At 66.4% G+C, this 21805-nt stretch carries 22 protein-coding genes and 1 riboswitch; of the genes, 12 read left to right on the top strand and 10 right to left on the bottom strand.

All coding sequences use genetic code 11. The annotated features are described in order from the left end of the window. Positions 1 to 5: 5 nt before the first annotated feature. The 4 genes from ABIA70_RS00425 to ABIA70_RS00410 all read right to left on the bottom strand — a co-directional run bounded on the left by ABIA70_RS00425 (position 6) and on the right by ABIA70_RS00410 (position 3096). A complete protein-coding gene (locus ABIA70_RS00425) occupies positions 6 to 752 on the bottom strand; it encodes a hypothetical protein (protein WP_354145668.1) in 747 nt (248 codons plus the stop codon). 137 nt (positions 753 to 889) lie between these two features. Further along, on the bottom strand, positions 890 to 1081 hold the full coding sequence (locus ABIA70_RS00420; RefSeq protein WP_354145667.1) for a hypothetical protein: 192 nt from the start codon (positions 1079 to 1081) through the stop codon (positions 890 to 892). Further along, the gene (locus ABIA70_RS00415; protein WP_354145666.1) at positions 1078 to 1665 is read right to left on the bottom strand and encodes a hypothetical protein; all 588 of its coding nucleotides are present in this window, start codon (positions 1663 to 1665) and stop codon (positions 1078 to 1080) included. The genes ABIA70_RS00420 and ABIA70_RS00415 overlap by 4 nt, the downstream gene beginning before the upstream one ends. Positions 1666 to 1719: 54 nt before the next feature. Beyond that, positions 1720 to 3096 carry a wax ester/triacylglycerol synthase domain-containing protein gene (locus ABIA70_RS00410; protein WP_354145665.1) on the bottom strand — a complete coding sequence of 459 codons (1377 nt, stop codon included), beginning with the start codon at positions 3094 to 3096 and terminating at the stop codon, positions 1720 to 1722. A gap of 186 nt (positions 3097 to 3282) precedes the next feature. Between ABIA70_RS00410 and ABIA70_RS00405 the strand changes: the two genes are divergently transcribed. Both ABIA70_RS00405 and ABIA70_RS00400 read left to right on the top strand, forming a co-directional pair. Beyond that, entirely contained in the window at positions 3283 to 4695 is a 1413-nt protein-coding gene (locus ABIA70_RS00405; RefSeq protein ID WP_354145664.1) for an amidase, read from the top strand. A 42-nt stretch (positions 4696 to 4737) separates the two neighbouring features. After that, the gene (locus tag ABIA70_RS00400) at positions 4738 to 6270 is read left to right on the top strand and encodes a serine hydrolase domain-containing protein (protein ID WP_354145663.1); all 1533 of its coding nucleotides are present in this window, start codon (positions 4738 to 4740) and stop codon (positions 6268 to 6270) included. Here the strand turns inward: ABIA70_RS00400 and ABIA70_RS00395 are convergent. Further along, a complete protein-coding gene (locus ABIA70_RS00395; protein WP_354145662.1) occupies positions 6242 to 6772 on the bottom strand; it encodes a MarR family winged helix-turn-helix transcriptional regulator in 531 nt (176 codons plus the stop codon). The genes ABIA70_RS00400 and ABIA70_RS00395 overlap by 29 nt on opposite strands. A gap of 177 nt (positions 6773 to 6949) precedes the next feature. On the opposite strand from ABIA70_RS00395, the gene ribA reads away from it, so the two are divergent. From ribA to ABIA70_RS00380, 3 genes are all read left to right on the top strand, one after another. Beyond that, a complete protein-coding gene (gene ribA / locus ABIA70_RS00390) occupies positions 6950 to 8821 on the top strand; it encodes a GTP cyclohydrolase II RibA (protein ID WP_354145661.1) in 1872 nt (623 codons plus the stop codon). Positions 8822 to 8931: 110 nt separating this feature from the next. Next, a complete protein-coding gene (locus ABIA70_RS00385; protein ID WP_354145660.1) occupies positions 8932 to 9909 on the top strand; it encodes a dienelactone hydrolase family protein in 978 nt (325 codons plus the stop codon). Positions 9910 to 10175: 266 nt separating this feature from the next. Next, positions 10176 to 11639 (top strand): protein adenylyltransferase SelO, encoded by a 1464-nt coding sequence (locus tag ABIA70_RS00380; protein ID WP_354145659.1) that lies wholly within the window; start codon positions 10176 to 10178, stop codon positions 11637 to 11639. 72 nt (positions 11640 to 11711) lie between these two features. On the opposite strand, the gene ABIA70_RS00375 is transcribed toward ABIA70_RS00380, so the two are convergent. Continuing rightward, the gene (locus tag ABIA70_RS00375) at positions 11712 to 12545 is read right to left on the bottom strand and encodes a C40 family peptidase (RefSeq protein ID WP_354145658.1); all 834 of its coding nucleotides are present in this window, start codon (positions 12543 to 12545) and stop codon (positions 11712 to 11714) included. A 3-nt stretch (positions 12546 to 12548) separates the two neighbouring features. Next, positions 12549 to 12737, bottom strand: a riboswitch (cyclic di-AMP (ydaO/yuaA leader). A 250-nt stretch (positions 12738 to 12987) separates the two neighbouring features. Between ABIA70_RS00375 and ABIA70_RS00370 the strand changes: the two genes are divergently transcribed. From ABIA70_RS00370 to ABIA70_RS00355, 4 genes are read left to right on the top strand one after another with little or no spacing between them, the layout of a single operon-like run. Continuing rightward, a complete protein-coding gene (locus ABIA70_RS00370; protein ID WP_354145657.1) occupies positions 12988 to 14283 on the top strand; it encodes an aggregation-promoting factor C-terminal-like domain-containing protein in 1296 nt (431 codons plus the stop codon). A 55-nt stretch (positions 14284 to 14338) separates the two neighbouring features. Continuing rightward, complete coding sequence (locus ABIA70_RS00365) at positions 14339 to 14701, top strand: TraR/DksA family transcriptional regulator (protein ID WP_354145656.1); 363 nt, start codon at positions 14339 to 14341, stop codon at positions 14699 to 14701. A 3-nt stretch (positions 14702 to 14704) separates the two neighbouring features. Beyond that, entirely contained in the window at positions 14705 to 15277 is a 573-nt protein-coding gene (locus ABIA70_RS00360; RefSeq protein WP_354145655.1) for a DNA alkylation repair protein, read from the top strand. A 15-nt stretch (positions 15278 to 15292) separates the two neighbouring features. Beyond that, on the top strand, positions 15293 to 15733 hold the full coding sequence (locus ABIA70_RS00355) for a DUF1810 domain-containing protein (protein ID WP_354145654.1): 441 nt from the start codon (positions 15293 to 15295) through the stop codon (positions 15731 to 15733). Between the two features lie 82 nt (positions 15734 to 15815). Here the strand turns inward: ABIA70_RS00355 and ABIA70_RS00350 are convergent, their stop codons facing one another. Further along, positions 15816 to 16709 (bottom strand): glucose 1-dehydrogenase, encoded by an 894-nt coding sequence (locus ABIA70_RS00350; protein ID WP_354145653.1) that lies wholly within the window; start codon positions 16707 to 16709, stop codon positions 15816 to 15818. A gap of 187 nt (positions 16710 to 16896) precedes the next feature. On the opposite strand from ABIA70_RS00350, the gene ABIA70_RS00345 reads away from it, so the two are divergent. Both ABIA70_RS00345 and ABIA70_RS00340 read left to right on the top strand, forming a co-directional pair. Continuing rightward, positions 16897 to 17088: a DUF1918 domain-containing protein gene (locus ABIA70_RS00345; RefSeq protein WP_354145652.1), complete on the top strand. Its 192-nt coding sequence runs from the start codon at positions 16897 to 16899 to the stop codon at positions 17086 to 17088. Between the two features lie 55 nt (positions 17089 to 17143). Further along, positions 17144 to 17680, top strand: a complete 537-nt coding sequence (locus tag ABIA70_RS00340) for an NUDIX domain-containing protein (protein ID WP_354145651.1) — start codon at positions 17144 to 17146, stop codon at positions 17678 to 17680. Here the strand turns inward: ABIA70_RS00340 and ABIA70_RS00335 are convergent. Further along, on the bottom strand, positions 17674 to 18351 hold the full coding sequence (locus ABIA70_RS00335) for an endonuclease/exonuclease/phosphatase family protein (RefSeq protein WP_354145650.1): 678 nt from the start codon (positions 18349 to 18351) through the stop codon (positions 17674 to 17676). The two genes, ABIA70_RS00340 and ABIA70_RS00335, sit on opposite strands and share 7 nt — an antisense overlap. 156 nt (positions 18352 to 18507) lie before the next feature. Between ABIA70_RS00335 and ABIA70_RS00330 the strand changes: the two genes are divergently transcribed. Next, a complete protein-coding gene (locus ABIA70_RS00330; protein ID WP_354145649.1) occupies positions 18508 to 19311 on the top strand; it encodes a thioesterase family protein in 804 nt (267 codons plus the stop codon). A gap of 12 nt (positions 19312 to 19323) precedes the next feature. Here ABIA70_RS00330 and ABIA70_RS00325 read toward each other — a convergent pair whose 3' ends face one another. Both ABIA70_RS00325 and ABIA70_RS00320 read right to left on the bottom strand, forming a co-directional pair. After that, positions 19324 to 21018, bottom strand: coding sequence for a SulP family inorganic anion transporter (locus tag ABIA70_RS00325; protein ID WP_354145648.1), 1695 nt, complete (start codon positions 21016 to 21018; stop codon positions 19324 to 19326). 22 nt (positions 21019 to 21040) lie between these two features. Continuing rightward, positions 21041 to 21745: an endonuclease/exonuclease/phosphatase family protein gene (locus ABIA70_RS00320; protein ID WP_354146556.1), complete on the bottom strand. Its 705-nt coding sequence runs from the start codon at positions 21743 to 21745 to the stop codon at positions 21041 to 21043. Positions 21746 to 21805 lie beyond the last annotated feature (60 nt).

The following is a 21805-nucleotide window of genomic DNA, read 5'->3' as shown; positions in this document are numbered from 1 at the left end:
GGCCTTCACTTATCCGCGGATGGCTCTTGGGTGGCGGCCCCGGGTCTGAACAGCCTCGCCAGGAGGAGACCCGCCACAATGAGGGTCAGCCAGACGATGCTGATGACGGCGATCTCGAAGACGTCGCCACGGTCTTTTCCCATGAAGGAGGACACCACGGCGAGCGCAAGGAGCACGGCAGCGAAGCTCAGCAGAAACAGCCAACGCAGGCTCTTCTCCACACGTGTTGCGTTGCCGAGCGCCGGGACAAGGCAAAGGAACACCAGGCTCATCAGCAGATAGCCGAGTTCCTCCAGGGCGATGAAGATGCCGTTCGGGTTGTATTGGGAGAAGATGGCCCACCCGTCAAGCTGCCCCTTCTCCAGGCTTGGCTGCATGACCGTGGCCTGGATGTAGTAGTTAATCAGGAGGACGGCGGCCGCGATGGCAGCCACGGCCAAGGCCAGCAGGCTGTACACCTTGTGCTCGGGCGGAGTATGTTCATGCACGGCCGCCACAAGTGCCACGAAGAGCAGCATGAGGAGCATCGCCGGAAACAGCCAGTAGTAGTCACCCGGCCATTGATCTGCAATCTGTTTGCTGGTGAACGGGTAGGGGACTTTGTCCGGCAGGGCTGTCAGGGCAAGACCGAAGGTCACCGCAGTCACCATGGCCGTGGCAAGCGCCACGCGGTGACCGAACCGGGACTTGGCAGCGCCGCTCTGCGCGGCCCGTAGTGGCGCGGACGAGGACATTCTCTTTTGGCTGTCCATGATGGCGGCCTCCCGATCCCTTGTAGGGACTGCGACAACAGACCAGCGCCTTGCTGTATAGGGCCACTATGGATCGCCGGGAAGCAGCGGCACAAGAGGACAAAAGACCCTGCGCAGTGCTCGAACGCAGGTGCTGACTAGATGGGTTCCTTGGCCAGGGCCTTGGTCTTGGCGGGCGTTTCGCGCCCGAGACGCTCATCGAGGGTCACCCGCAGCCTCGCAGCCGCCACTTGAACGCGGTGTTCGGCGGGGGAGACCTTCTTGGCCGGCGCCGGGGAGGCGCTACGGGGGGTATGAACGAAGCGGTGTTCAGATGTGCCTGCACTCATGGTCCCGCCTCCTTGGCCTCGTCCTCATGTGTCGTTCCATTGTCCACCATGTACCCGCCGGAGTCCACGGCATTTGCGGGCGGCCCGCCGGCAGTCACGGCCCCGGCGCCGCCTTCATCCGTGCCTCCGGGCTCCTCGCCGTCCGCTTCGACGGCGTCGCCATTGCCTTCCCCGTTGTCGTCGCCGGAGACGTTTTTCCAGGCAATGTCGAAAAGCTCCAGTTCCTCCTTGCGGGCCAATTCACTGCGAGCCAGGACGTCCAACGTCGCCAGGCCCAGGGCCTTGGTACCTTCATCAGCGTCAAGCGCCCGGTCCAGGGCCCACTGGGTCCGGCGCCACCATTCAGCCCGGCTATCGGCCTCGGTCTTCTGCTGCAGGGCCCGGGCGTCCGCTTCGCGCTTCTGCTCCAGGGTGGTCTTATCGGCGGTGGTCCGCTGCTTCAGGGTGCGCCAGTTGATATAGAAGGCGAGGAGAGCCGCAATCAGGACAGCCAGGGGCCCCAGTCCCGCCAGGATCACCCACCAGTCGGCCGGCCCTGAGTGGATGATCACGTCAAGGGGGCTCGGGGAGGGCGTCGGAGTCACAGGACCAGCTTAGGCCGCGGCACAGAGCGGTCGCTGCACGGGGCCATCAAGCCATCACGGAGTCGTGACATTGCCTCCCGGAGCAGCTGCGGCCAGGAGTGACCGCAGCTCAGCCTGGGTTGCGGTGGTGAACTCGTTGAGGTCGGGATAGGCGTCGCCGTCGGCAACCACCATGGCGTTGAACTGACCCGCGTAGGACAGTGCTCCGACGCCGAGGGATACGTTGCCGGTCAGATTCAGCAGGGGGAAGACCTCAAGGAGCTGGGAGCCCGCGAAGTAGAGCCGCTGTTGCGGCCCCGGCAGGTCCGCCGTTTCGACGTTGATCCGTTGGCGGACGATGAGCCGCAGCAGGACTGCACTCACCAGTTCGGTCCGGAAGATGCTTCCGAGCGACGGGCGCACCATGGCCTTGCCGCGGGCAGTTTCAGCCGCGATCACCCTGAGTGTCATGACGGGATCCGCGGCGCTGACCGGGAGCCGGACCACCATCTGTGTGATGAGGTTCCCGCCCACATTTGTTGCTCCCTGGGTTCGCAAGGACACCGGCACGTAGACCGGGAGGCTGACGCCTTGGACCTGCTCGCCACGGCTTCGCAGCAGGCCGCGCAGACCGCCGGCGGTGACAGCGAGGAGCACGTCGTTGACCTTGGCTCCGTTCGTCCGGGCGATGCGCATGACAGGGCCGAGATCGGCGCGGACCAGCCCGAACGTGCGGTCAGGGCCCACCACCCGGTTAAGGCTTGTGCGGGGTCCAGGCTCTTCGCCGACCAGCTCGCGCAGGGAGGGCCAGGCCACACGGGCGCGGCGCAGGGCCCCCACGGGGTCGGCGAGGGCAGCGAGCGAATGCTCGAAGCCGGCGGCGCTGCGCCGCAGGTTATCGGTGAAAAGATCCCGCGAAGTGGGCTTTGCCGCAGGCTTCCACGGCAGCGAATCGGGTGCTTCAGCATCCGGGCTGACGTCGAGGAAGGCTGCAAGGTCCGCGACTCCTGCAATGCCGTCGGCGACGACGTGGTGCAGCCTGATGAACAGGCCGACGCGGGCTTCGGGGAGCCCGGGCAGGAACCACATCTCCCACAACGGACGGGTGGGGTCCAGCCGGCAACGGCGCAGGCGTTCGACGGTCCGAAGGAGCTGGGTGTCATCCCCCGGGACGGGAACCTGGGCAACGTTGACGTGATGGCCAATGCTGAACCCGCGATCGTCCACCCAAAGAGGCCAACCGAGGACCTTTCTTGGCGAATATAGAACCTGGCGGAACCGGGGCAGCAGGTGGAGACGGCCCTCGACCGCCTGTTGGGCGGCAGCAAGGCGGAAGCGCCCGTCGGGCTCAAGGAACGCGCCGCCGTCGATGACTGCCAGTACGCCGACGTCCTGCGGCCACCGCTCATCGGGCCAGAGCATCAGCCGGTCTTCGGCGGTGATTCTCTCCACGGCTTACCACCTCCCATCCATGGTTGGTGGCCTTGTGCACGCAGGTCCAGAGTCCTTGGACCCAACCGCCCCAGCCACCCGGAACCTGGCATGTACAGGCTCCGCGCGAGCAGGGATACTGAAGGCCTCACCCCGATTCCCGCACCGGGGCGAAATGCAACGATGCTGTCGAGGCAGGTGATGGATATGGCTGTCACAGGCTCCGAGCTCTGGCGCCTGGGCGCCGGTGAGCTGGCCGGGGCCATCAGGTCCAAGCAGGCATCGAGCAGTGAAGTGGTGGATTCGCACCTGCGGCGGATATCGCAGGTGAATCCCGTGATCAACGCAGTCACTGTTGTTTTGGCCGAAGAGGCCATGGCGGCAGCGGAGGCAGCCGACCAGGCCACGGCTCACGGGGCCGAGCTGCCTCCCCTGCACGGGGTCCCCTTTACGGTCAAAGCCAACATCGACCTCCTCGGTACACCGACCACCGCGGGACTCAAAGCGCTGACCGGGGCGTACCCCGCCCAGGACGCTCCCCAGGTACGGCGCTTGCGGAATGCCGGGGCAATCCCGATCGGCCGGACCAACTGCCCGAGTCTCGCGGTGCGGTGGCACACTGACAGCGAGTTGTGGGGAGCCACCCTCAACCCCTGGGACCGCTCGCGAACGCCCGGCGCCTCCAGCGGCGGCGAGGCGGCAGCGCTCGCCACCGGCATGACGCCGCTTGGTCTGGGCAATGACGGCCTGGGCTCGCTGCGGTGGCCGGCCCAGTGCTGCGGCGTCACCGCGCTGAAGCCGACCCTGGGCCGGATCCCCCATGCGACGGCTGACCCGGCCGTGGTGCCGATCGGCGTCCAGCTGACAGATGTGGAAGGCCCCCTGGCCCGGCGCGTCGCGGATCTCCGGATCGCCTTCGAGATCATGGCAGGACCCGACTGGCGGGACCCGTGGTCCGTGCCCGCGCCGCTGCGGGGGCCCGGACTCAACAAACCAATCCACGTTGCACTGGTCATGGACCCCTGCGGCCAGGGGACCGCCCGGCAGGTGCAGGACGGTTTGACCAAGGCAGCCCAGGCTCTCAGGGATGCCGGCTACGTCGTCCGGGAAGTGGAGCCGCCGTCGATCAGCGAAGCTGCGAAAACTCTGCTCGGCATGCTGAACACAGCAGAGGTCCGGGCGATGTGGGACACCATGGGCCCGCTGCTCCCGATGGACGCCCGGCGCTTTTTTACGGCGTTTTACGAGGTCGCAGGGCCCTCCGACCCGGTCGCCACGATGCAGAGCTTCATGACGCGGCAATCGCTGCTGCGCACCTGGGGGGAATTCCAGGTCACGTACCCGTTAATCGCCGGACCCGTCTACACGGACGTTCCCTTCGAGGCCGGAACCGATCTTGACGAGGGCAAAGTGGCGCAGACGATCAGGGGAATGCGGCTGACAACAGCGGTCAACGCCCTGGGGCTGCCTGCCGTGGCGATGCCCGTGGGCCTCGAAGATGGCCTGCCGCAGGCGGTTCAGCTGATCGGGCCGCGGTTCCGGGAGGATCTGTGCCTGGATGCCGCTGCAGCGATCGAGGAAAGGCTCGGAATCCTCACCCCGATCGACCCGCTCGGCTAAGTGACCACCCGCACAACAGGACATGTGGAGGAGCTGAGTTGCGTGACCACCGCATACATCGCCGGAGACCCCGGGCAACCCGACGGGGTTGCCGTGCGTGCGAAGATCACCGAGGTGCTGGACCGCTGGCCGTCGGCCGGCGTGGCGGTGGCAGTTGTGCGGAACGGAATGCCGCCCCGTTTCCATCTGCACGGCGTCGCAGACGTGGCAACGGGGGAACCGGTGACCGAAGAGACCGTGTTCCGCATCGGCTCGCTCACAAAAACCGTCACGGCGGTCGCCGTCATGCAGCTATGGGAGCGCGGGCTGATCGATCTTGACGCGCCGGCCAACAGCTACCTCACCGCCTTTCGGCTGACGCCCGTCCGCCCGGACCTCCGGCCGGCAACTGTCCGGCACCTGCTCACGCACACGTCCGGCGTCGGATACTGGCGCCGGATCCCGGACCTGCTCCGTCCCGCCCTGGGCGCGGGTATCAGCGCCGCCCGTCTGGAGCCGCTGGCAGGCTACTACCGCCGCGGACTGCCCCAGGAGATCCAGCCCGGGACCAAATGGGCCTACAGCAACCACGGCTTCGCAGCACTGGGCCAGATAGTCGAGGATGTCACGGGCCGGACGCTGGCGGACTACTTCCGCGGGCAGATCTTCGACCCACTGGGAATGGACCACACCGACCTGATCCGCTCCGACCGGGTGCGCCCCGGCCTGGCAACCGGCTACGTCATGCGCCGCCGGGGCCTCGTCCCCGTAGCTGACTTTGAGGTGCCGACACCCGGGGGAGGCGGAGTGTACTCGACGGCGGCAGACATGGCCCGCTACGTGGCGTCGTTGCTGCAGGGAGGAGCCACGGAAAGGGGCCAGGTACTGAAGTCTTCGACGGCGGAGATGATGTTCCAGCCACACTTCCAGCCCGACCCGCGCGTGCCGGGAGCGGCGCTGGGGTTCAACATCGGTGCGGAAGGGAAGCACCGGACAGTGGGCAAGGACGGCATCCTGTCCGGATTCCTGGCGCACCTGGCCATGGCGCAGGGCGAGGGCCTGGGCGTGGTGGTCCTGACGAACACCGGCGCCATCAGCGGGCAAGGAGCGGCGTCCCCTCTAGGCACCGCGCTGCTACGGCACCTGCTCCGCCTTCCCCGCGAATCGCTGCGCACCGACGTGCCGCCGCACGCGGAGGTCTGGGCCTCGCTGTGCGGCTGGTACGCGCCCGCCCCCGGGCCCGTCACCAACCTGTTCAACCGATTGCTCGTCGGTGCCGGCGTCGAAGTCGTGGTCCACCGCAACCAGCTGCTGATGAAACCGCTTACCCCCGTGCCGGCGATGCGCAACGGCATGCGCCTGCACCCCGACAACCCGGACGATCCGTACGCCTTCCGGATCGACATGTCCGAACTCGGCCAGGGAACGGTTCCGGTCGTATTCACGCGTCCTGACGGTACGGGGAACAACCAGCTCCTGATGGACATGATCGCGTTCCAGAAGCGCCCCGACGCGCGGAACCCGAGGCGGTTGGCCACCGGAGCTCTGGCCGCCGGGGCAGCCGCCCTTACGATCGGGCGGGGCCTGCGCCACTAGGCCCGGACCCGGGGTTCCCGCTCCGCAGGCAGCGGTCGTCCGGGTCGATCGCTCCCATGATCCGCTTGCCGATCCCCCCGAGCTGGCAGGACTGCGCCTTGGTGAGCGGATCAAATACCAGGCTGCGGACGGCCTCGACGTGGCCAGGGGCTGTCCGCACAACCTTTTCCCGGCCCTCCTCTGTAAGGGTGGCCAGCGTGATGCGTCCGTCGGCAGGATCGGTGGAGCGCCTGACCCAGCCCCGCTTCTCCAGGCGGCTCACCACCTGGGACAGCCGGGGGAGGCCCGACTCCGTAAAGCCGGCCAGGTCACTCATTCTGCGCGTGCGGGCCGGTGCTTCGGACAGTCCGGCAAGAACCATGTACTCAAAGTGGCTCAGCCCGGCATCACGCTGCAGCTGGGCGTCCAGCGCTGCGGGCAGCTTCATCAACACGCCCACCAGCGTCAGCCAAACTTCGCGTTCATCGCTGCTGAGCCAGCGCGGTTCCTCGGCATTATCCACAGGGTCCAGTGTACGTCGTTTACTTCACGCATTAACTTTGGCCGCACAGTAATCACTTGCGTCATGAACTAATGCCCTGTACGGTTTACTTTAAGATTCAACTAACGCGGTTGGCTTGGTGCCGTTCCTGCGAACGGCAAACCTGCCGCCGTCCTACCTGCTTCCCGAGGAGCTGAGATGACCGTTCTGTCCGAGACCATGGTGCGTCCCTACGGACAACCGGCCACCGTGCGGAGCCAGGTCACAGTCCCGTTGCGCTTCCCCGATGGCTTCACTGCCACCGCCGAGGTGATGACGTTCCACGGACTGTCCGACGGTCAGGAGCACCTGCTGCTTGCGCTCGGTGAGTGGGAGCAGACCCTCCTCAACCAGGGACCGTCAGTTAAGGCGCCGCTGGTCAGGCTCCACAGCGAGTGCCTCACGGGCGATGTTTTTGGCAGCGAGCGCTGCGACTGCGGCCCACAGCTGCGCGAGGCAGTCGAGGAAATCTCCGCCGTCGGGGGCTTCCTTCTGTACCTCCGTCAGGAAGGGCGCGGGATCGGCCTCTACTCCAAGCTCGACGCCTACGCCTTGCAGGACCAGGGCCTGGATACTTACGAAGCGAATGTCGCGCTGGGCCGGGGCGAGGATGAACGGGATTACAGCGCCGCAGCCCAGATGCTCGACGCACTCGGCGCCGGCCGCATAAACCTCCTGACCAACAACCCCGACAAGGTCGGCCAGCTCGCTGCCCTGGGCATCAACGTCGCCGAACAAGTTCCGACCCGGGTCCACCTCTCCGAGGCCAACCACCGCTACCTGGCCGCCAAGCGGAACCACACCGCCCACACCATCGAGCTGCCCGCCGCAGGCTCCGCTGCCCCGACGCCCGCTGCGAACCCTGAAGTCCCCACCCACGACGAGCTGCTGGCCCGCGTGGATGCCCTCGTTCCCCGGCTCAGGGAGCGCGCCGAGGAGACCGAACGGATCCGGCAGGTCCCGGACGCCACGATTGCGGAACTGAAGCAGGCGGGTGTCTTCCAGATGCTGGCGCCGAAGGCTGTCGGCGGATTCGGCATGGGCCTGGAAACCTACGTCCAGGTAGTGCGCCGGCTGGCCCAGGGATGTGTTTCTACCGCGTGGAGCGCAGGGCACCTCGCAGAGCACGTCTGGATGCTGGCACGGTGGCCCCAAGAGGCCCAGGACGAAGTCTTCGCCAACGGGCCCGCTCCGCTGGCGGCCGCTACCGGTGCTCCTCCGGGCAAGGCCGCAGAAGTTACCGGCGGCTTCACCATCACGGGCCGCTGGAGCTTCGCCTCCGGTGTCATGCACTCCGAATGGGCTCTCCTGGCCGCACTGCACGGCGATGTCCGGATGCAATTCCTCGTGCCGGTGGCTGATCTTGAACTGCTGGACGTGTGGCACACGGCCGGCCTGCGGGGGACGGGAAGCAATGATCTCAGGGCAAAAGGGCTCTTCGTCCCCGCGCACCGGGCGCTGGCCTGGGACCGCCTGGCTGCAGCGGACAACCCCGGAAGCGGCATTCACCCGGATCCGAACATCCACATCCCGATGGCCACGTTCCTGAACATGGTGGCCCCGGCAGCTGCCCTTGGCGCTGCCGAGCACGCCATCGAGGTGTTCCGCGAGCTGATGATGGTGCGCAAAGTCAAGCAGACAGCGCAGAAGCGCCAGGCGGATTCACCCCTGGCCCAGGCCCGCTTCTCCCAGGCTTACGGCCAGGTTGCCACTGCCCGGCTGCACTGGGAAGAAGCCATCCGGGTGGTGTCCGGCTCCTACGAGCGCCGGCCCGTGGCTTTCACCGACAAGGAGCGGGCGCAGTACCGGCTCTCCCTCGGCCTGAGCGGTGCGGCATCCGCCGAGGCCGTCCGGCTCATCCTGACGGGCTCAGGCGGCAGCGTGCACAGGCTTTCGCACCCCCTCCAGCGGATACAGCGCGATGTCAATGTCCTGCTTAACCACACTTCCCTGACCATGGATCCGGTCCTGGAGCAGGCCGGACGCGGCCTCCTGGACCTCGGCTTCACCATTCCGGCTGAACAGTTCTAGATACAAAAGCGCCCTGACAAAAGTCGGGCGCTGGCCCACCAAAGGCCACCGGCCCTTGCACGGCTGCCTGCCTTGGAGGAGGATATTCGCCTCAGCCGAGGAGGCCAATGATGATCGAGCTTGGAAAGTTTGAACGGTACCTGATCGAGGAATTCTTCGACGATTACCGGGCCGGGGCGATGTCCCACCGCACTTTCACCCGCAGGGTCGCGTTCATCATGGGAAGCATGAGCGCAGCATCGGCGGCGATGCTGCTTGTGGGCTGCACGCCCGAGGAAGTCCCCTCCAGCGGCGACCCGATGCCGAGCCCCGACCGCCCGTCCTCCGCCGCGGCGGGCAGGCCGCCCACCGGAAGTGCCGTGCCCGGGGCAAAAAGCCCCCTCTCCATCCCGGAGGGTGCTGCAGGGCTCACGACGGCGACCGTCCGGTTCCCCTCCGGCGGCACCGACATCAGCGGTTACCTCGCCCGGCCGGAATCGGGCCAGGCCGGTCCCGCGGTGCTTGTCTGCCACGAGAACCGCGGGCTCACTCCGCACATCCAGGACGTTGCACGGCGTTTTGCCAAAGCCGGTTACGCCGCGTTGGCCGTTGACCTGTTGAGCAGGGAGGGAGGCACGGCAAGCCTTGACGCCGACGCCGTATCCGGAGCTCTCACCCGTGCCGGAGCCCAACGCCACGTTGGTGACTTCGCCGCCGCCTTTGAATGCCTCCAGGCCCAGGACTTTGTGGACCCGGGCAGGATTGCCATGAACGGATACTGCTTCGGCGGCGGCATCACCTGGCAGGCCGCCACCGAGTTGCCCGGCCTGAAAGCCACTGCTGCGTTCTACGGACCCGCCCCTGACCTGAACAAGGTCCCTTCCATCAAGGCGGCGGTGTTCGGCATCTACGCTGAACTCGACCAGCGGATCACCGGGGCAATGCCCGCCCTCCGCGATGCCCTGGCAGCCAGCAACATCACCCATCAGGTCACCGTGTATCCCGGCGTCGACCACGCCTTCCACAATGACACCGGCCCGCGTTACGACGAGGCGCAGGCTACCGCTGCCTGGAACGACACGTTGTCCTGGTTCGGGCAGCACCTCTGACCGGTTGCCTGAACCTGAAGCTGCACCTCAGCCGACCGGATGCCCGTAATCGCAGGTATCCTGGCCATCCCTGACCTCGTGGCCCTGGATACAGGTGACCGTGGGGGCTGGGGAAGGTCATGGCCCAGGAAGAACAGGCTGCTCCTCCCGTGTTCAAAGCCGGCGTCCTCGCGTCGCAGCCAGCTGCGGCATTTTAGGCTCGGGCAACCGGTTCGGGGCCGGTGGATTCCGGCAGTGGACGCGTGCCCCGCGGGTAGTCTTGAAACATGAGAGCCGCAGCCGGAACCACGCTCACCTTCGAGGGCCGCTTCGCCAGTGAATTCGAAGAGCTGGCCGTTCCCTGGCAGGCGGAGGAGGCCCCGGATCCGCGGCTCCTGGTCCTGAATGAGCGGTTGGCCTTTGAGCTGGGCCTGAATCCGGCTGATCTGCGGACTCCCGCAGGGACACGCCTGCTGATCGGCAACCTGATCCCGGAAGGGGCCACGCCTGTTGCCCAGGCTTACGCCGGACACCAGTTCGGCGGGTACTCGCCGATTCTGGGGGACGGACGGGCCCTGCTCCTCGGTGAGGTTACGGACGCCCACGGGCAGGTCCGCGACGTCCATCTCAAAGGCTCAGGCCGCACACCGTTTGCCCGCGCCGGCGACGGCCTCGCCGTCGTCGGTCCGATGCTGCGGGAGTACCTCGTCAGCGAGTCCATGCACGCGATGGGTATCCCCACCACGCGGTCCCTCGCCGTCGTAGGCACAGGGCGGCCGGTCCGCCGCGAATCGATGCTGCCCGGGGCTGTGCTCACCCGGGTGGCCAGCAGCCATTTACGCGTGGGGAGCTTCCAGTTTGCCAGGATCAACGGAGACACCGGCCTCCTGCGGCGCCTTGCTGACCATGCGATCAGCCGCCATCATCCGGCAGCGGCCAAGGCCGCGCAGCCATATGTGGCGTTTTTCGATGCGGTGATAGCGGCCCAGGCCTCGCTGGTGGCCCGGTGGATGCTGGTGGGGTTCGTCCACGGCGTGATGAACACGGACAACATGACCATCTCCGGCGAAACAATCGACTACGGTCCGTGCGCGTTCATGGACGCCTTCAACCCAGGCGCGGTCTACAGCTCCATCGACCAGGGCGGACGCTACGCCTACGGCAACCAGCCGCTGATCGCCGAATGGAACCTTACCCGGCTCGCCGAGGCACTGCTGCCCCTGCTCCACGAGGACCAGGAGCAGGCTGTTGCGCTCGCCGTGGAGTCCCTCGGCGCTTTCGGCACGCAGTACAGCGCCGCGTGGCTGGCCGGGATGAAGGCCAAGCTCGGGCTGGGCGCGGACGCAAACGACGATGTCGCGGCGACGTTGGCGGAGGAGCTGCTGGCTTTGTTGAAGGACGGGGAAGTGGACTACACATCGTTCTTCCGGGCCCTCAGCTTGGCTGCCGGTGGAGCCACAGAAACCGCCCGGGAACTTTTCGCGGATCCGGCGGCATTCGACGCCTGGGCCGAACGCTGGCTGGCTCTGGCGCCCGACGCGGAGGCGATGGGCCGGGCCAACCCCGTGTACATCCCCAGGAACCATCTTGTTGAGGAGGCCCTGGCCGCCGCTACGGCCGGCGACCTGGCACCGTTCAACCGTTTAGCGGAAGTGCTGGCCGATCCCTACACGGAGCGGCCGGGCCTGGAACGCTATGCGGGCCCCGCCCCGGATGACTTCGGGAGCTACCGGACGTTCTGCGGGACCTGAGCACAGGAAACAGCGGACGACGACGGCGGCGGGTTGCTTGAGGCGGCCCGCCGCCGTCGGATCCGGCCGGGATCACGCTACGCGGACGAAGGACGCTCCCGTGAGCCAGCTGATGGAGTGGACTTCAGTCTTGTAGCCGTCCACGCCGCCGCTGACAACCTGGCCGTTGCCGGCGTAGACGCCTACGTGGCCGGCGGTGATAACGAGGTCACCGGCGGCGGGTGCACCCACCACGCTGCCGTACTGGAAGAACTGGCCGGGCGCCAGGTCTCCCACACTCTTGCCGACAGAGCGCAAGGCCTTCTCCACCATTGCCGTGCAGTCCTGCTGGATTCCAAGCTGCGAGTAGGCGGACGCCAGGATCGCCGAGCCTGCGGCGCCGGAAGGAGCCGGGGCTGCCGGTGCGGAGGTGGAGGCCAGCCGGACCCCGGTGTTGGTCGGCGCGGCAGCGGCCACAGCCGCCTTGGGAGCCGGAGCCGGAGCTGCGTAGCCGGCGCCCGGGATGTTGATCTGGTTGCCAGGGTAGATGATCGAGTTTACCGACAGCCCGTTGGCGGTCAGGACATCACCGAGGGCGACGCCGTACGCGGACGAAATCGCACCGAGGGTGTCACCCGAAACGACGGTGTGGACGTTGCCCACGGCTGCGGCGGGGGCAGCTGCCGGGGCAGCCACAGGTGCGCTGGCCTGGCCCTGGACGGTGGTGGTCCCGGAGTTGTCCGGTCCCTGGACGCCGGCCTGTGCTGCAGTGCCGGCGCTGAAAAGCATGCCCGATGCGGCTACAGCGACCAGAGCCGGCCTGCCGATGGTGCGGGCGTGTGCCTTGGCTGTCGAAGACAGGCCTGTCAGCACAATGGAGCTGGCTGGAACGGCACGATGGCGTGCGGAAGCAGTGTTCTTTGACATGGTTGATCGCCTCTCCCATGCCTGCGGGGTGAGCTGTCGGGTTCGGGTCGGAGACACCCGGCCGGCAACGCCTCCGCACGGGACGGAGTGTTGACGACTTAACCCCAAGACTTCCTGCGAAGCCGTGGAAACGTGGTTCCCCCGTCCCTGCCAGTTGAAAGCGACTGGGTCCCGGTTCAGCGGCAGGGCTCGGCATACTGACGGGAATGTCCCGACTTGAGTCGGGGCACCGGACGACCATAACTTCTGTTCGCCGGGAATGTCACATTCCGGTAACGGCATGTAAGCGGTAGCGGTGCCTCGCTTTCGCCCCCGCATTAACACCGGACGGTAACGATGTAGCAGGTCAGGGGCTCAATAGCGTATATGCCCGGTAGGCTCACCAACTATGTCCCGTTTTTTTCAAAATGTGAGGCGGCCTGTCTTTGCAGGTGCTCTGGCGGTGGCCTTTGCCGCCTCGTTATCGATGCTGCCGGCACACGCCGGCGACGACGCGGCCCCCGGCGGCTATCCCTCGTGGCAGGACGTTCAGAACGCCCGGCAAAGTGAGGCCGGCAAAGCCGCGGAGGTTACCAAAATCAATGACCTCCTCAGCGGCCTCCAGGCGCGGGCTGAAGAGTTGGGAAGCGCTGCGGTTACCTCTGCCGCCGAGTACGCCGTCGCAGAAGCGGCCCTTCAGGACGCAACGTCCCGGCTGGACATCCTTGCCGGCCAAACCGCACGCGCAACCGCGGATCTGGACCAGCACAGGAGGGAAATCGGAGCGTTGGCTGCCCAGTCGTACAAGACCGGCGGCACCAACATGGGCTTCTTCGTAGCCCTGGATGCCGTGCAGACCAACAGCATCCAGGGCCTGAACGTCGTCAGGATCGTCAGTGACAAAACGGCCGCCCTGGTGGCCAAAGCCGCAGCCGCCGAGCGGGTGGCCCATGCGCTGGCGGACCAGGAGAAGGCAGCCCGGGCGGAGCGTGAGCGGCTCTCCGGGGAAGCGAAAAGCAAGCTCGGAGCGGCCCAGGCGGCTCAGCAGGCCATGTCCCGGCAGCTCACTGAGCAGCAGGAGCACAGCGGGGAGCTCACTGCGCAGCTTGCATCCCTCAAAGGCACCACCGCCGCGGTGGAAGGGGAATTCCGGCAGGGTCAGGCGGCCCAGGCCGCCTACGAAACGGCCCAGGCCGCGAAGCGCGCCGCGGCGGCAGAGCAGGCACGCCGTCAGGAAGAGGCGGCTGCGAAGGCAGCGGCCCTCGCAGCCGCGCAGAAACCGGTGAACCCTCAGCCCGTGGCACCTGCCGCACCGCCGCCCGTGGCACCCGCCGCACCGCCGCCCGTGGCACCTGCCGCACCGCCGCCGGCGGCACCGGCACCCGCGCCGGGCCCGACGCCGGCCCCGCCTCCGGTCGTCGTCGCACCGTCCGTGCCGGGCGGTGCAGTCAATGACCCGGCGGGGGCGAAGAGCTATGCATCCGGGCGGCTGTCAGCCTTCGGGTGGGGCCAGGACCAGTTCACGTGCCTGGCGCAGCTGTGGACCAAGGAATCGAACTGGCTGACCACGGCCACCAATCCGTACTCGGGCGCTTACGGCATAGCCCAGGCGCTGCCCCCGGGAAAGTACAGCTCTGCCGGGAGCGACTGGCTCACCAGCTACAGGACGCAGGTGGAATGGGGCTTGGCCTATATCGCGGACAGGTACCGGTCGCCGTGCGGTGCCTGGAGCCACTCGGTTGCCAATAACTGGTACTGACCTGTCCGGACTCACAGTGCCGGCAGTCGGGGTATGTCCGGGCTAGGCTTTCCCCATGGCTGACTTTGAACGTTTCCGGCTCCTTCTGGAGGAGGAGCGCGCACGGAAGCTTGCGCTGCTGCCGGCGCTTCGTGCGGACATTTCCTCGGCCGCTGCCGCCCGCCAGGATTCCAATGTGGACGACGAACACGATCCCGAGGGTGCCACCATTGCTTTCGAACTGTCCCAGGCATCCGCCCTGCTGAACCAAAGCACCTCCGGACTCGCCGCTGTTGAAGCCGCGCTTCAACGGATCACGGACGGGAAGTATGGGTTGTGCGCGGTCTGCGGCCAGCCCATCGCCGAGGGTCGCCTTGAGGCCCGGCCCTGGACGCCGTTCTGCATCAACCACGCCGCGGCCGGGCGCCAGGGACGGTAAGCCGTGAACGGGAAGGTGCATGATGCCGCCGCCTTTATCGATGCCACGCTGCAGAACGAGGGTTCGTGGTACCGGGCCGACGACGTCGAAACGAGAGTCGGCGGGGCGCTGTCGTCCTACGGGGCTTCGGTGGGAGCCATCCGCGGGACGGTCCGGGATGCGGGCCGGAAGTTCAAGGACCTTGACCACGACGAAGTGACGGCCCTTGCCTCGCTTCTTTGGGGTCAGCCAGGCCCTGGCCGGCGGCCGGTGTTTGAGCGTCGGCTGGCGGCGGTGGTTCTCCTGCAGTCGCAGGCCGGCCTGCTGCGGCATACTGATCTGACGCGGGTCGAGGGTTTCATCCGCACTGCCCGCGCAGCCGAACTGGTGGCCCCGCTCATTGCAGACGTCGTGATGCCGCTGTTGGCCGCATTGGAGGGAAAGGACCGGCAGCGGGCCGAAACGGTCATTGGCCGGTGGCATCAGGACCCGGACGAGTGGGTCCGCCACGCCGCTTCACTGACGTCCGGGAACAGTGATGGGAATACTGCCGGGACCGCTGGGGGGAACCCGAACCGATCAGCCAGAACCGCTTGAAAGAAGGAGACACATATGAGTGAGCCCTACAACCTGGAACGCTTTGTTGAAGCCCAGGATGAGTCCGGGACCTACGGCCAGGCGCTGTCGGAACTGCAGCTGGGCCGGAAGACGGGCCACTGGATGTGGTTCATCTTTCCCCAGTTCGCCGGGCTTGGCACCAGCCCGACGTCCGTCAGGTACGCCATCACCTCGCTTCCGGAAGCGCAGGCCTATTTGAAGCACGAAGTCCTGGGGCCGCGGCTCCTGGAGTGCGCGGCAGCCATGGCCACCCACGCCGGCCGGCCGGCCACGGAGATCCTAGGCGGGATCGATGCCAGGAAGCTGCACTCCTCCATGACTTTGTTCCTGCGCGCGGCTCCCGGTGAGACTGTCTTCAAGACAGTGCTGGCGCAGTTTTTCGACGGCGAGCCTGATCCCGCCACCGATGCGCTGCTCGCCGGTGACCGTGGCTGAGACGGGCCGGTAAACAACGGCAGCGGTGCACCCCTCTGCTGGAGCACGCCGCCGCCGTCGGTCTTTTGTCGCCCTGCCGCATCTAGGGCGAGGGCGTGCCGCCGTTCACGTTCAGCGTTTCGCCAACCACGTAACTGGACTCGGCGGAGGCAAGGAACACGTAGGCCGGGGCGAGCTCGGCGGGCTGGCCTGCGCGGCCCAGGGGAGTTGACTGCCCGAAGCCCGGCAGATCTTCCTTCGGCTGGCCGCTGCTGACCTGCAGCGGCGTCCAAATGGGACCGGGGGCCACAGCATTGACGCGGATGCCTTTGGGCGCCAGCTGCCGGGCCAGACCTTTCGTGAAGTTGTTGATGCCCGCCTTGGTGGTGGCGTAGTCCACCAGTGTGGGAGAGGGGTTGCACGCCTGGATGGACGTGGTGTTGATGATGGTCGATCCGGCCGGCAGGTGCGGAAGCGCCGCTTTGGTGAGCCAGAACATCGCGTAGAGATTGGTCTTCAGCGTGTGGTCGAACTGTTCATCGGTGATGTCAGCAAGGGTCTCCTGTGCCACCTGCTTCCCGGCGTTGTTGACCAGGATGTCCACTCCGCCCAGGACCGCGACGGCGGTGTCCACCAGTTCCTGGCACGCCGCGGGGTCCTTCAGGTCGCCGGGAACTTTGACGGCTTTTCGGCCCGCTGCCTCGATCAGGGCGGCAATGCGCGCCGCGTCCTCTTCCTCCTGCGGCAGGTAGGAGAGCACGACGTCGGACCCCTCGCGGGCGAAAGCGATGGCTGTCGCAGCTCCGATTCCGGAGTCCGCGCCGGTCACGATGGCCCTGCGCCCCTCGAGCCGGCCGGTCCCGCGGTAGGTCTCCTCGCCCAGGTCTGCTTTGGGCTTAAGCTCCGCATCCAGGCCGGGCTCTGGCTGGTGCTGCTCCGGAGGCGAAATCTTCTCATAGGCCGTCACGGGGTTCCGGAAGGTGTACTGATCCGTCATGGTATTCCTCCTGTTGACTGCGGCTGCAACGGGCAGGCGGTTCGCCCAAACCAAGAAAGCTAAGCATGCTTAGGGTCCCACCCTAGGCAATGAGGAGGGCACCTGCCAACCCCGGCACCAATCCAAGCTGTTCACCCCTGTTCCAGCTGTGCCGTCAGTCGTAACCTAGGGCTGGGAGGTGATTGCCATGGAGGCAGCGCAGGGTGACAGGATCATCGTCCATGGGAGGACCGTAGGGGCCTCGGACCGGCATGGGGTGATTATGGAAGTCAGGGGCCAGGAAGGCCACCCGCCGTACCTGGTCCGCTTTGACGACGGCCACGAAACTGTGATGTACCCCGGCGGCGACTTCGCCGTCGAGCGCGGACACGGAAGCTGAGCGGCCGGCGCGGCGGTCCGCTGCGCCAGGGGAGGGCACCTGTCAGACTGGAGTCATGGATCATTCCCTGGCTGCCACTTTTGACGGTGCTAACGCCCAATCCAGGCCCCCGCTGACCGGTCCGCGCGATCCCGGTGACGCGTGGGTGGAAGGTGTCCACGGCAGGTTCTGGGGGAGGTTCGGTGCCGCCGGGGTGTTGGCGTATGACCCCGCCAAGGGCGTCCTCCTCCAGCACCGGGCCCTATGGAGCCACAACGGGGGGACCTGGGGGCTTCCCGGCGGGGCCCTGCACCAGGACGAGGATGCCGTCACGGGTGCCCTTCGTGAAGCCTACGAGGAAGCCGCCGTTCCGGCCGCGGATGTCAAAGTCCTGTTCAGTTCCGTGCTGGACATCGGCTACTGGTCCTACACCACTGTTGTTGTGCACGTGGCCCGGCCGTTTGAGCCTGTGATCAGCGACCCCGAAAGCCTCGAACTCAGCTGGATTCCGGTGGCGGATGTGCAGCGAAAGGAACTCCACCCCGGCTTCGCAAGGTCCTGGCCCGGGCTCCGGCCGCGGATGCTGGAGCTTGCCGCGGCGCTCCGTCAGTAGTCCTGGCCGTATTCGGCGCTGACGAGGATCGGCAGGTGGTCGGACTTGCCGCGCGGCAGGGTTTCCACGCTTTCGATATCCAGTCCCAACGACGTGGCAAAGTCGAAGTGGCCCTTGAAGAGCTTGTACCGGGTGTAGGTTCGGCGGTCACTGAGGGACAGCGCGTATCCCGTTTCCTTCATCTGGGTGTGGAGGTTCTTGGTGAAGAACGGATAGTTGAAATCGCCCACCATGAGCGTCATCAGGCCGCTTCCCATACTGAGAAGCTCGGCATGGGCAGCGTGGATCTGCTTGCGCCGCAGTGAGTTCGACGCGGTGAGCGGCGCGGCATGGAACGAGCCGATTACCAGTTCGTGCTGGGTTTCGTTGTCCACCACGCGGGTGCCGATCAGCCGTTCATGGGCTGGCGCCAACACCCTGTCGTGCATCGATTTCTTCAAGGCGAAGGACTGCGTGTCCAAGGCCGTAAACCGGCTGGTGCGGTAGTAAATGGCGAGTCCCAGCCGGTTGCCCTTGGTGGAGTCCGCAAGGTGCAGCGGGCCGAGTGTTGCCGGCAGATCACTGGAATCCACCTCCTGCAGGCAGAGTGCGTCAATGTCGAAATTCCGGGCAAGGGCGAGGAGTTCGCCGCTCGCCTTGTGCTTGCGAAGGTTGTAGCTGATGACGCGCATTCGTGGAACACCTCTTCAGAGGGTTGCTGACAGGACCAGGTTTGAGTCTACCTAGGCCGGGTTCCCCTGCGCCCGCATTTCGTGGCTTCCGCTTAAGCCCCGGCCACACAGGTACAGTTAATCCTCATTCACCCGGTACCACAGGAAGGGCCAATTTTGACCAAGGATCTGCCGGAACTGGCCGATGGCAACTTCTACTACGAGGCGCTCGGGGGAGGCCGCTTCCGGTCCACCATCCACGCGCAGGGCGCCTGGAACGTCCATGAGCAGCACATGGCACCGGCGTCGGGATTGCTTGCCGACAGCCTCGAGCGCCATGAACCCCGCACGGACATGCGGATGGCGCGGCTGAGCTACGAGATCCTGGGGCTGATCCCCGGCGGAGAGTTCCAGATCCAGACCACCACCCTTCGTCCGGGCCGGACCATCGAACTCCTGCAGGCAGAACTTGTGGCGTGCGCCAGGGTCGCCATCCGGGCCACAGCATGGCGGATGGTTACCAGTGACACTGCCGCGGTGGCCGCCACCGAGGACGCCGCCATTCCCGCGCCGGACGAATGCAAACCCTACGACGGCGCCAGTGTCTGGCCCGGAGGCTATATCCGGTCCTTGGAAATGCTCGCCGCCGATGGCCACAGGCCCGGAGCCGGCAAGGTCTGGCTGCGCACCGAACATCCCCTGACGGACAAGGCGGACAGCGGTGACCTGGCCCGGCTCATTGGCCTGGTGGACACCGCCAACGGGATCGCCGCCCGCGTCCCCCCGGGAAAGGACAGCTACGCGTTCCCCAACCTGGACCTGCAGATCCATATGTACCGCAGGCCCGGGGGCGAATGGCTGGGCCTGGACAATGCGGTGTCATTCGGTGCTGACGGCATCGGGCTGACCTCCACCGTCCTGCATGACCTGAAGGGCCCCTTCGGGCGTGCCGAACAGATCCTGACCCTGCGCAGGTCCTGACACTCGCAGGTCCTAGTCGAGGCCCGTTTCCCTCTTGTAGCTGCGCACCGCGTTGTGGATGGTCGGGTAGAAGTGGTCGGCCGTGAACCGCGCGGCGGCGCCGAAGCGGGTCAGCCTGTCCTTGACGGGCCCCTTCATTTCAGCGAAGACCAGGCTGATGCCCTGCTGCGCCAGTTCGTCGTCGAGCTGGACGAGCTCGTCCAGAGCTGTGGTGTCCAGATCCGTAATGGGTTCGGCGGCGACGATGACCCAGCGCACGGGCGTCGGGGCGGCGGCCACCAGTGCGCGGATGTGTTCGGTGAAGACCTCGCCGTTGGCGAAAAACAGCGGCGCGTCAAAGCGGGCGATGACCAGGCCTTCGACCCGTTGGCCTTCCGGATGCCTGCCAAGGTCGTGGAAGCCGGGAACGTCGTCCAGGCTAGCCAGCTCGGTGCGGTAGGGATCCCAGGCGCGGCGGACAAAGGCCATCAGCGACAGGCCGATTGCCACCACGATTCCCTCCAGGACCCCGACAAATGCTACGCCCAGGAATGCGGCGATCAGCAGCAGGGTCTCGGTCTTGCTCATCCTGATCAGGCGGAAGAGTGCTTTGACGTCAACCAGCGATGAGGCAGCCGCCATCACCACCGCGGCAAGGGTGGCGGTGGGCAGGAAGGCAGTCACTCCGGGCGCCGCCACCATAAAGACCACCACGATGGCGGCGGCCACGATGCCGCTGAACTGGGTCCGGGCCCCGGCATCGAGGACGATGGGGGTGCGGGAGGAACTGCCGCAGACGGGAAATCCACCCAGCAGTCCGCTCGCGGCGTTGGCAATGCCCAGGGCTCCCATTTCGTGATTGCCGTCGACCCTGATCCCACGGCGCGCGGCGAGGCTCTTGGAAAGCGTCGAGGTGTCGGCGAAGGCGATAAGGGCAATACCCGCTGCCGGGGCCACGAGCGACAGGATGTCATCGATGCTGATTCCGCCCAGGGCAGGCGATGGCAGGCCGGCGGGCAGGGCGCCCACCACCGGAAGTTCGCCGGCCAGGTTGAACGCTGCTGCAGCCGCGATGGACGCGGCCACGGCAACCAGCACGCCCGGGATCTTCCAGGGCAGAAGGCGCATGGCAATTATTGCCCCCAGCGTTCCGGCACCGAAGGCCAGGGCCACAGGGTTGACTTCGCCCCGTGCGACCGCACCGGCTGTCGCGCCAACGCGCCCAACCAAAGAATCGGCATCGACTGAAATCCCCAGCAGTCGGGGAAGCTGGCTCACCATCACGGTCAGGGCAATGCCGTTGAGGTACCCGATCCGGATAGGACTGGAGAGCAGGCCCGTAACGAATCCCAGCTTCAGGATCCGGCCGGCAAGCAGGAAGACGCCGATCAGGATGGCCAGCATGCCCGCCAGTGCCACGGCGTGTTCGGGGTCCCGGCCGGCCAGGGGCAGGATGGCCGCTGCGATCATCGGCGCCAGCGACGAGTCGGGTCCCACAATGACCACCCGGGCCGGACCGAACAGGGCGTAGAAGAACATGGGGACCACCGACGCGTACAGGCCCGTCACCGCCGGGAGCCCGGACGCTTCCGCATAGGCCATACCCGCAGGAATCAGCGCCGCACTCAGTGCGGCGCCTGCAGCGAGGTCAGACTTCAGCCAGGAGAGCCGGTACTGGCGTGCCACGCCAATGGCCGGGACGGCCTTGTCAATCCAGTCGCTGCGCAATCCGGGCCTCCGGAGTAGGTGGTCAGGGTGCCGGCGGGTCTTGGGCCGGAGTGGACTCCTGACCGTATTCGGCGGTGACCAGGATGGGCAGGTGGTCGGAGGCGCCGCGGGGCAGGGTTTCGACGTTCTCTATGTCCAGTCCCAGCGAAGTGGCGAAGTCAAAGTGGCCCTTGAAAACCTTGTACCGCGTGTAGGTCCGGCGGTTGCTGAGGGAGAGCTCATAGCCGGAATTCTTGAGGTGTTCGGTGAGGTTCCTGGTGAAGAGCGGGTAGTTGAAGTCCCCGACCATCAGGGTCATCAGGCCAGTTCCCATGCCCAGCAGTTCCGCGTGGGCTGCATGGATCTGGTTGCGCCGCAGCGAGTTCGTGGCCGTCAGCGGGGAAGCATGGAAGGAGGAAATCACAAGTTCGTGGTCCGTCTCGTTGTCCCGCACCCGCGTGCCGATGAGGCGCTCGTGCGCGGGCGCCAGCACCATGTCATGCAGTGACTTCTTCAGCGCGAAGGTCTTCGTTTCGTACGCCGTAAAGCGCTCGCGCCGGTAGTAGATGGCCAGGCCAAGGCGGTTGCCCTTGGTGGCATCCGCGAGATGCAGCGGCCCGACTGTGTCGGGCAGCTTGGTCGTATCGCACTCCTGCAGGCAGAGCGCGTCCGCCTGGAAATCCTGGGCCAGATCAACCAGTTCCCCGCTGGCCTGGTGATTCCGGAGATTGTAGCTAATGACTCGTATCAGTGGATGACCTCTCCTGAGGATTGGCGGGTGGGACCAGTTCCTGAGTCTATCCACATG

Origin of the sequence: Arthrobacter sp. 754 (assembly GCF_040548695.1) — a bacterium.
Classification (GTDB): Bacteria; Actinomycetota; Actinomycetes; order Actinomycetales; family Micrococcaceae; genus Arthrobacter.
Note: the sequence above shows the minus strand (reverse complement) of the source record. Positions and strands in the feature narration are given on the sequence as shown.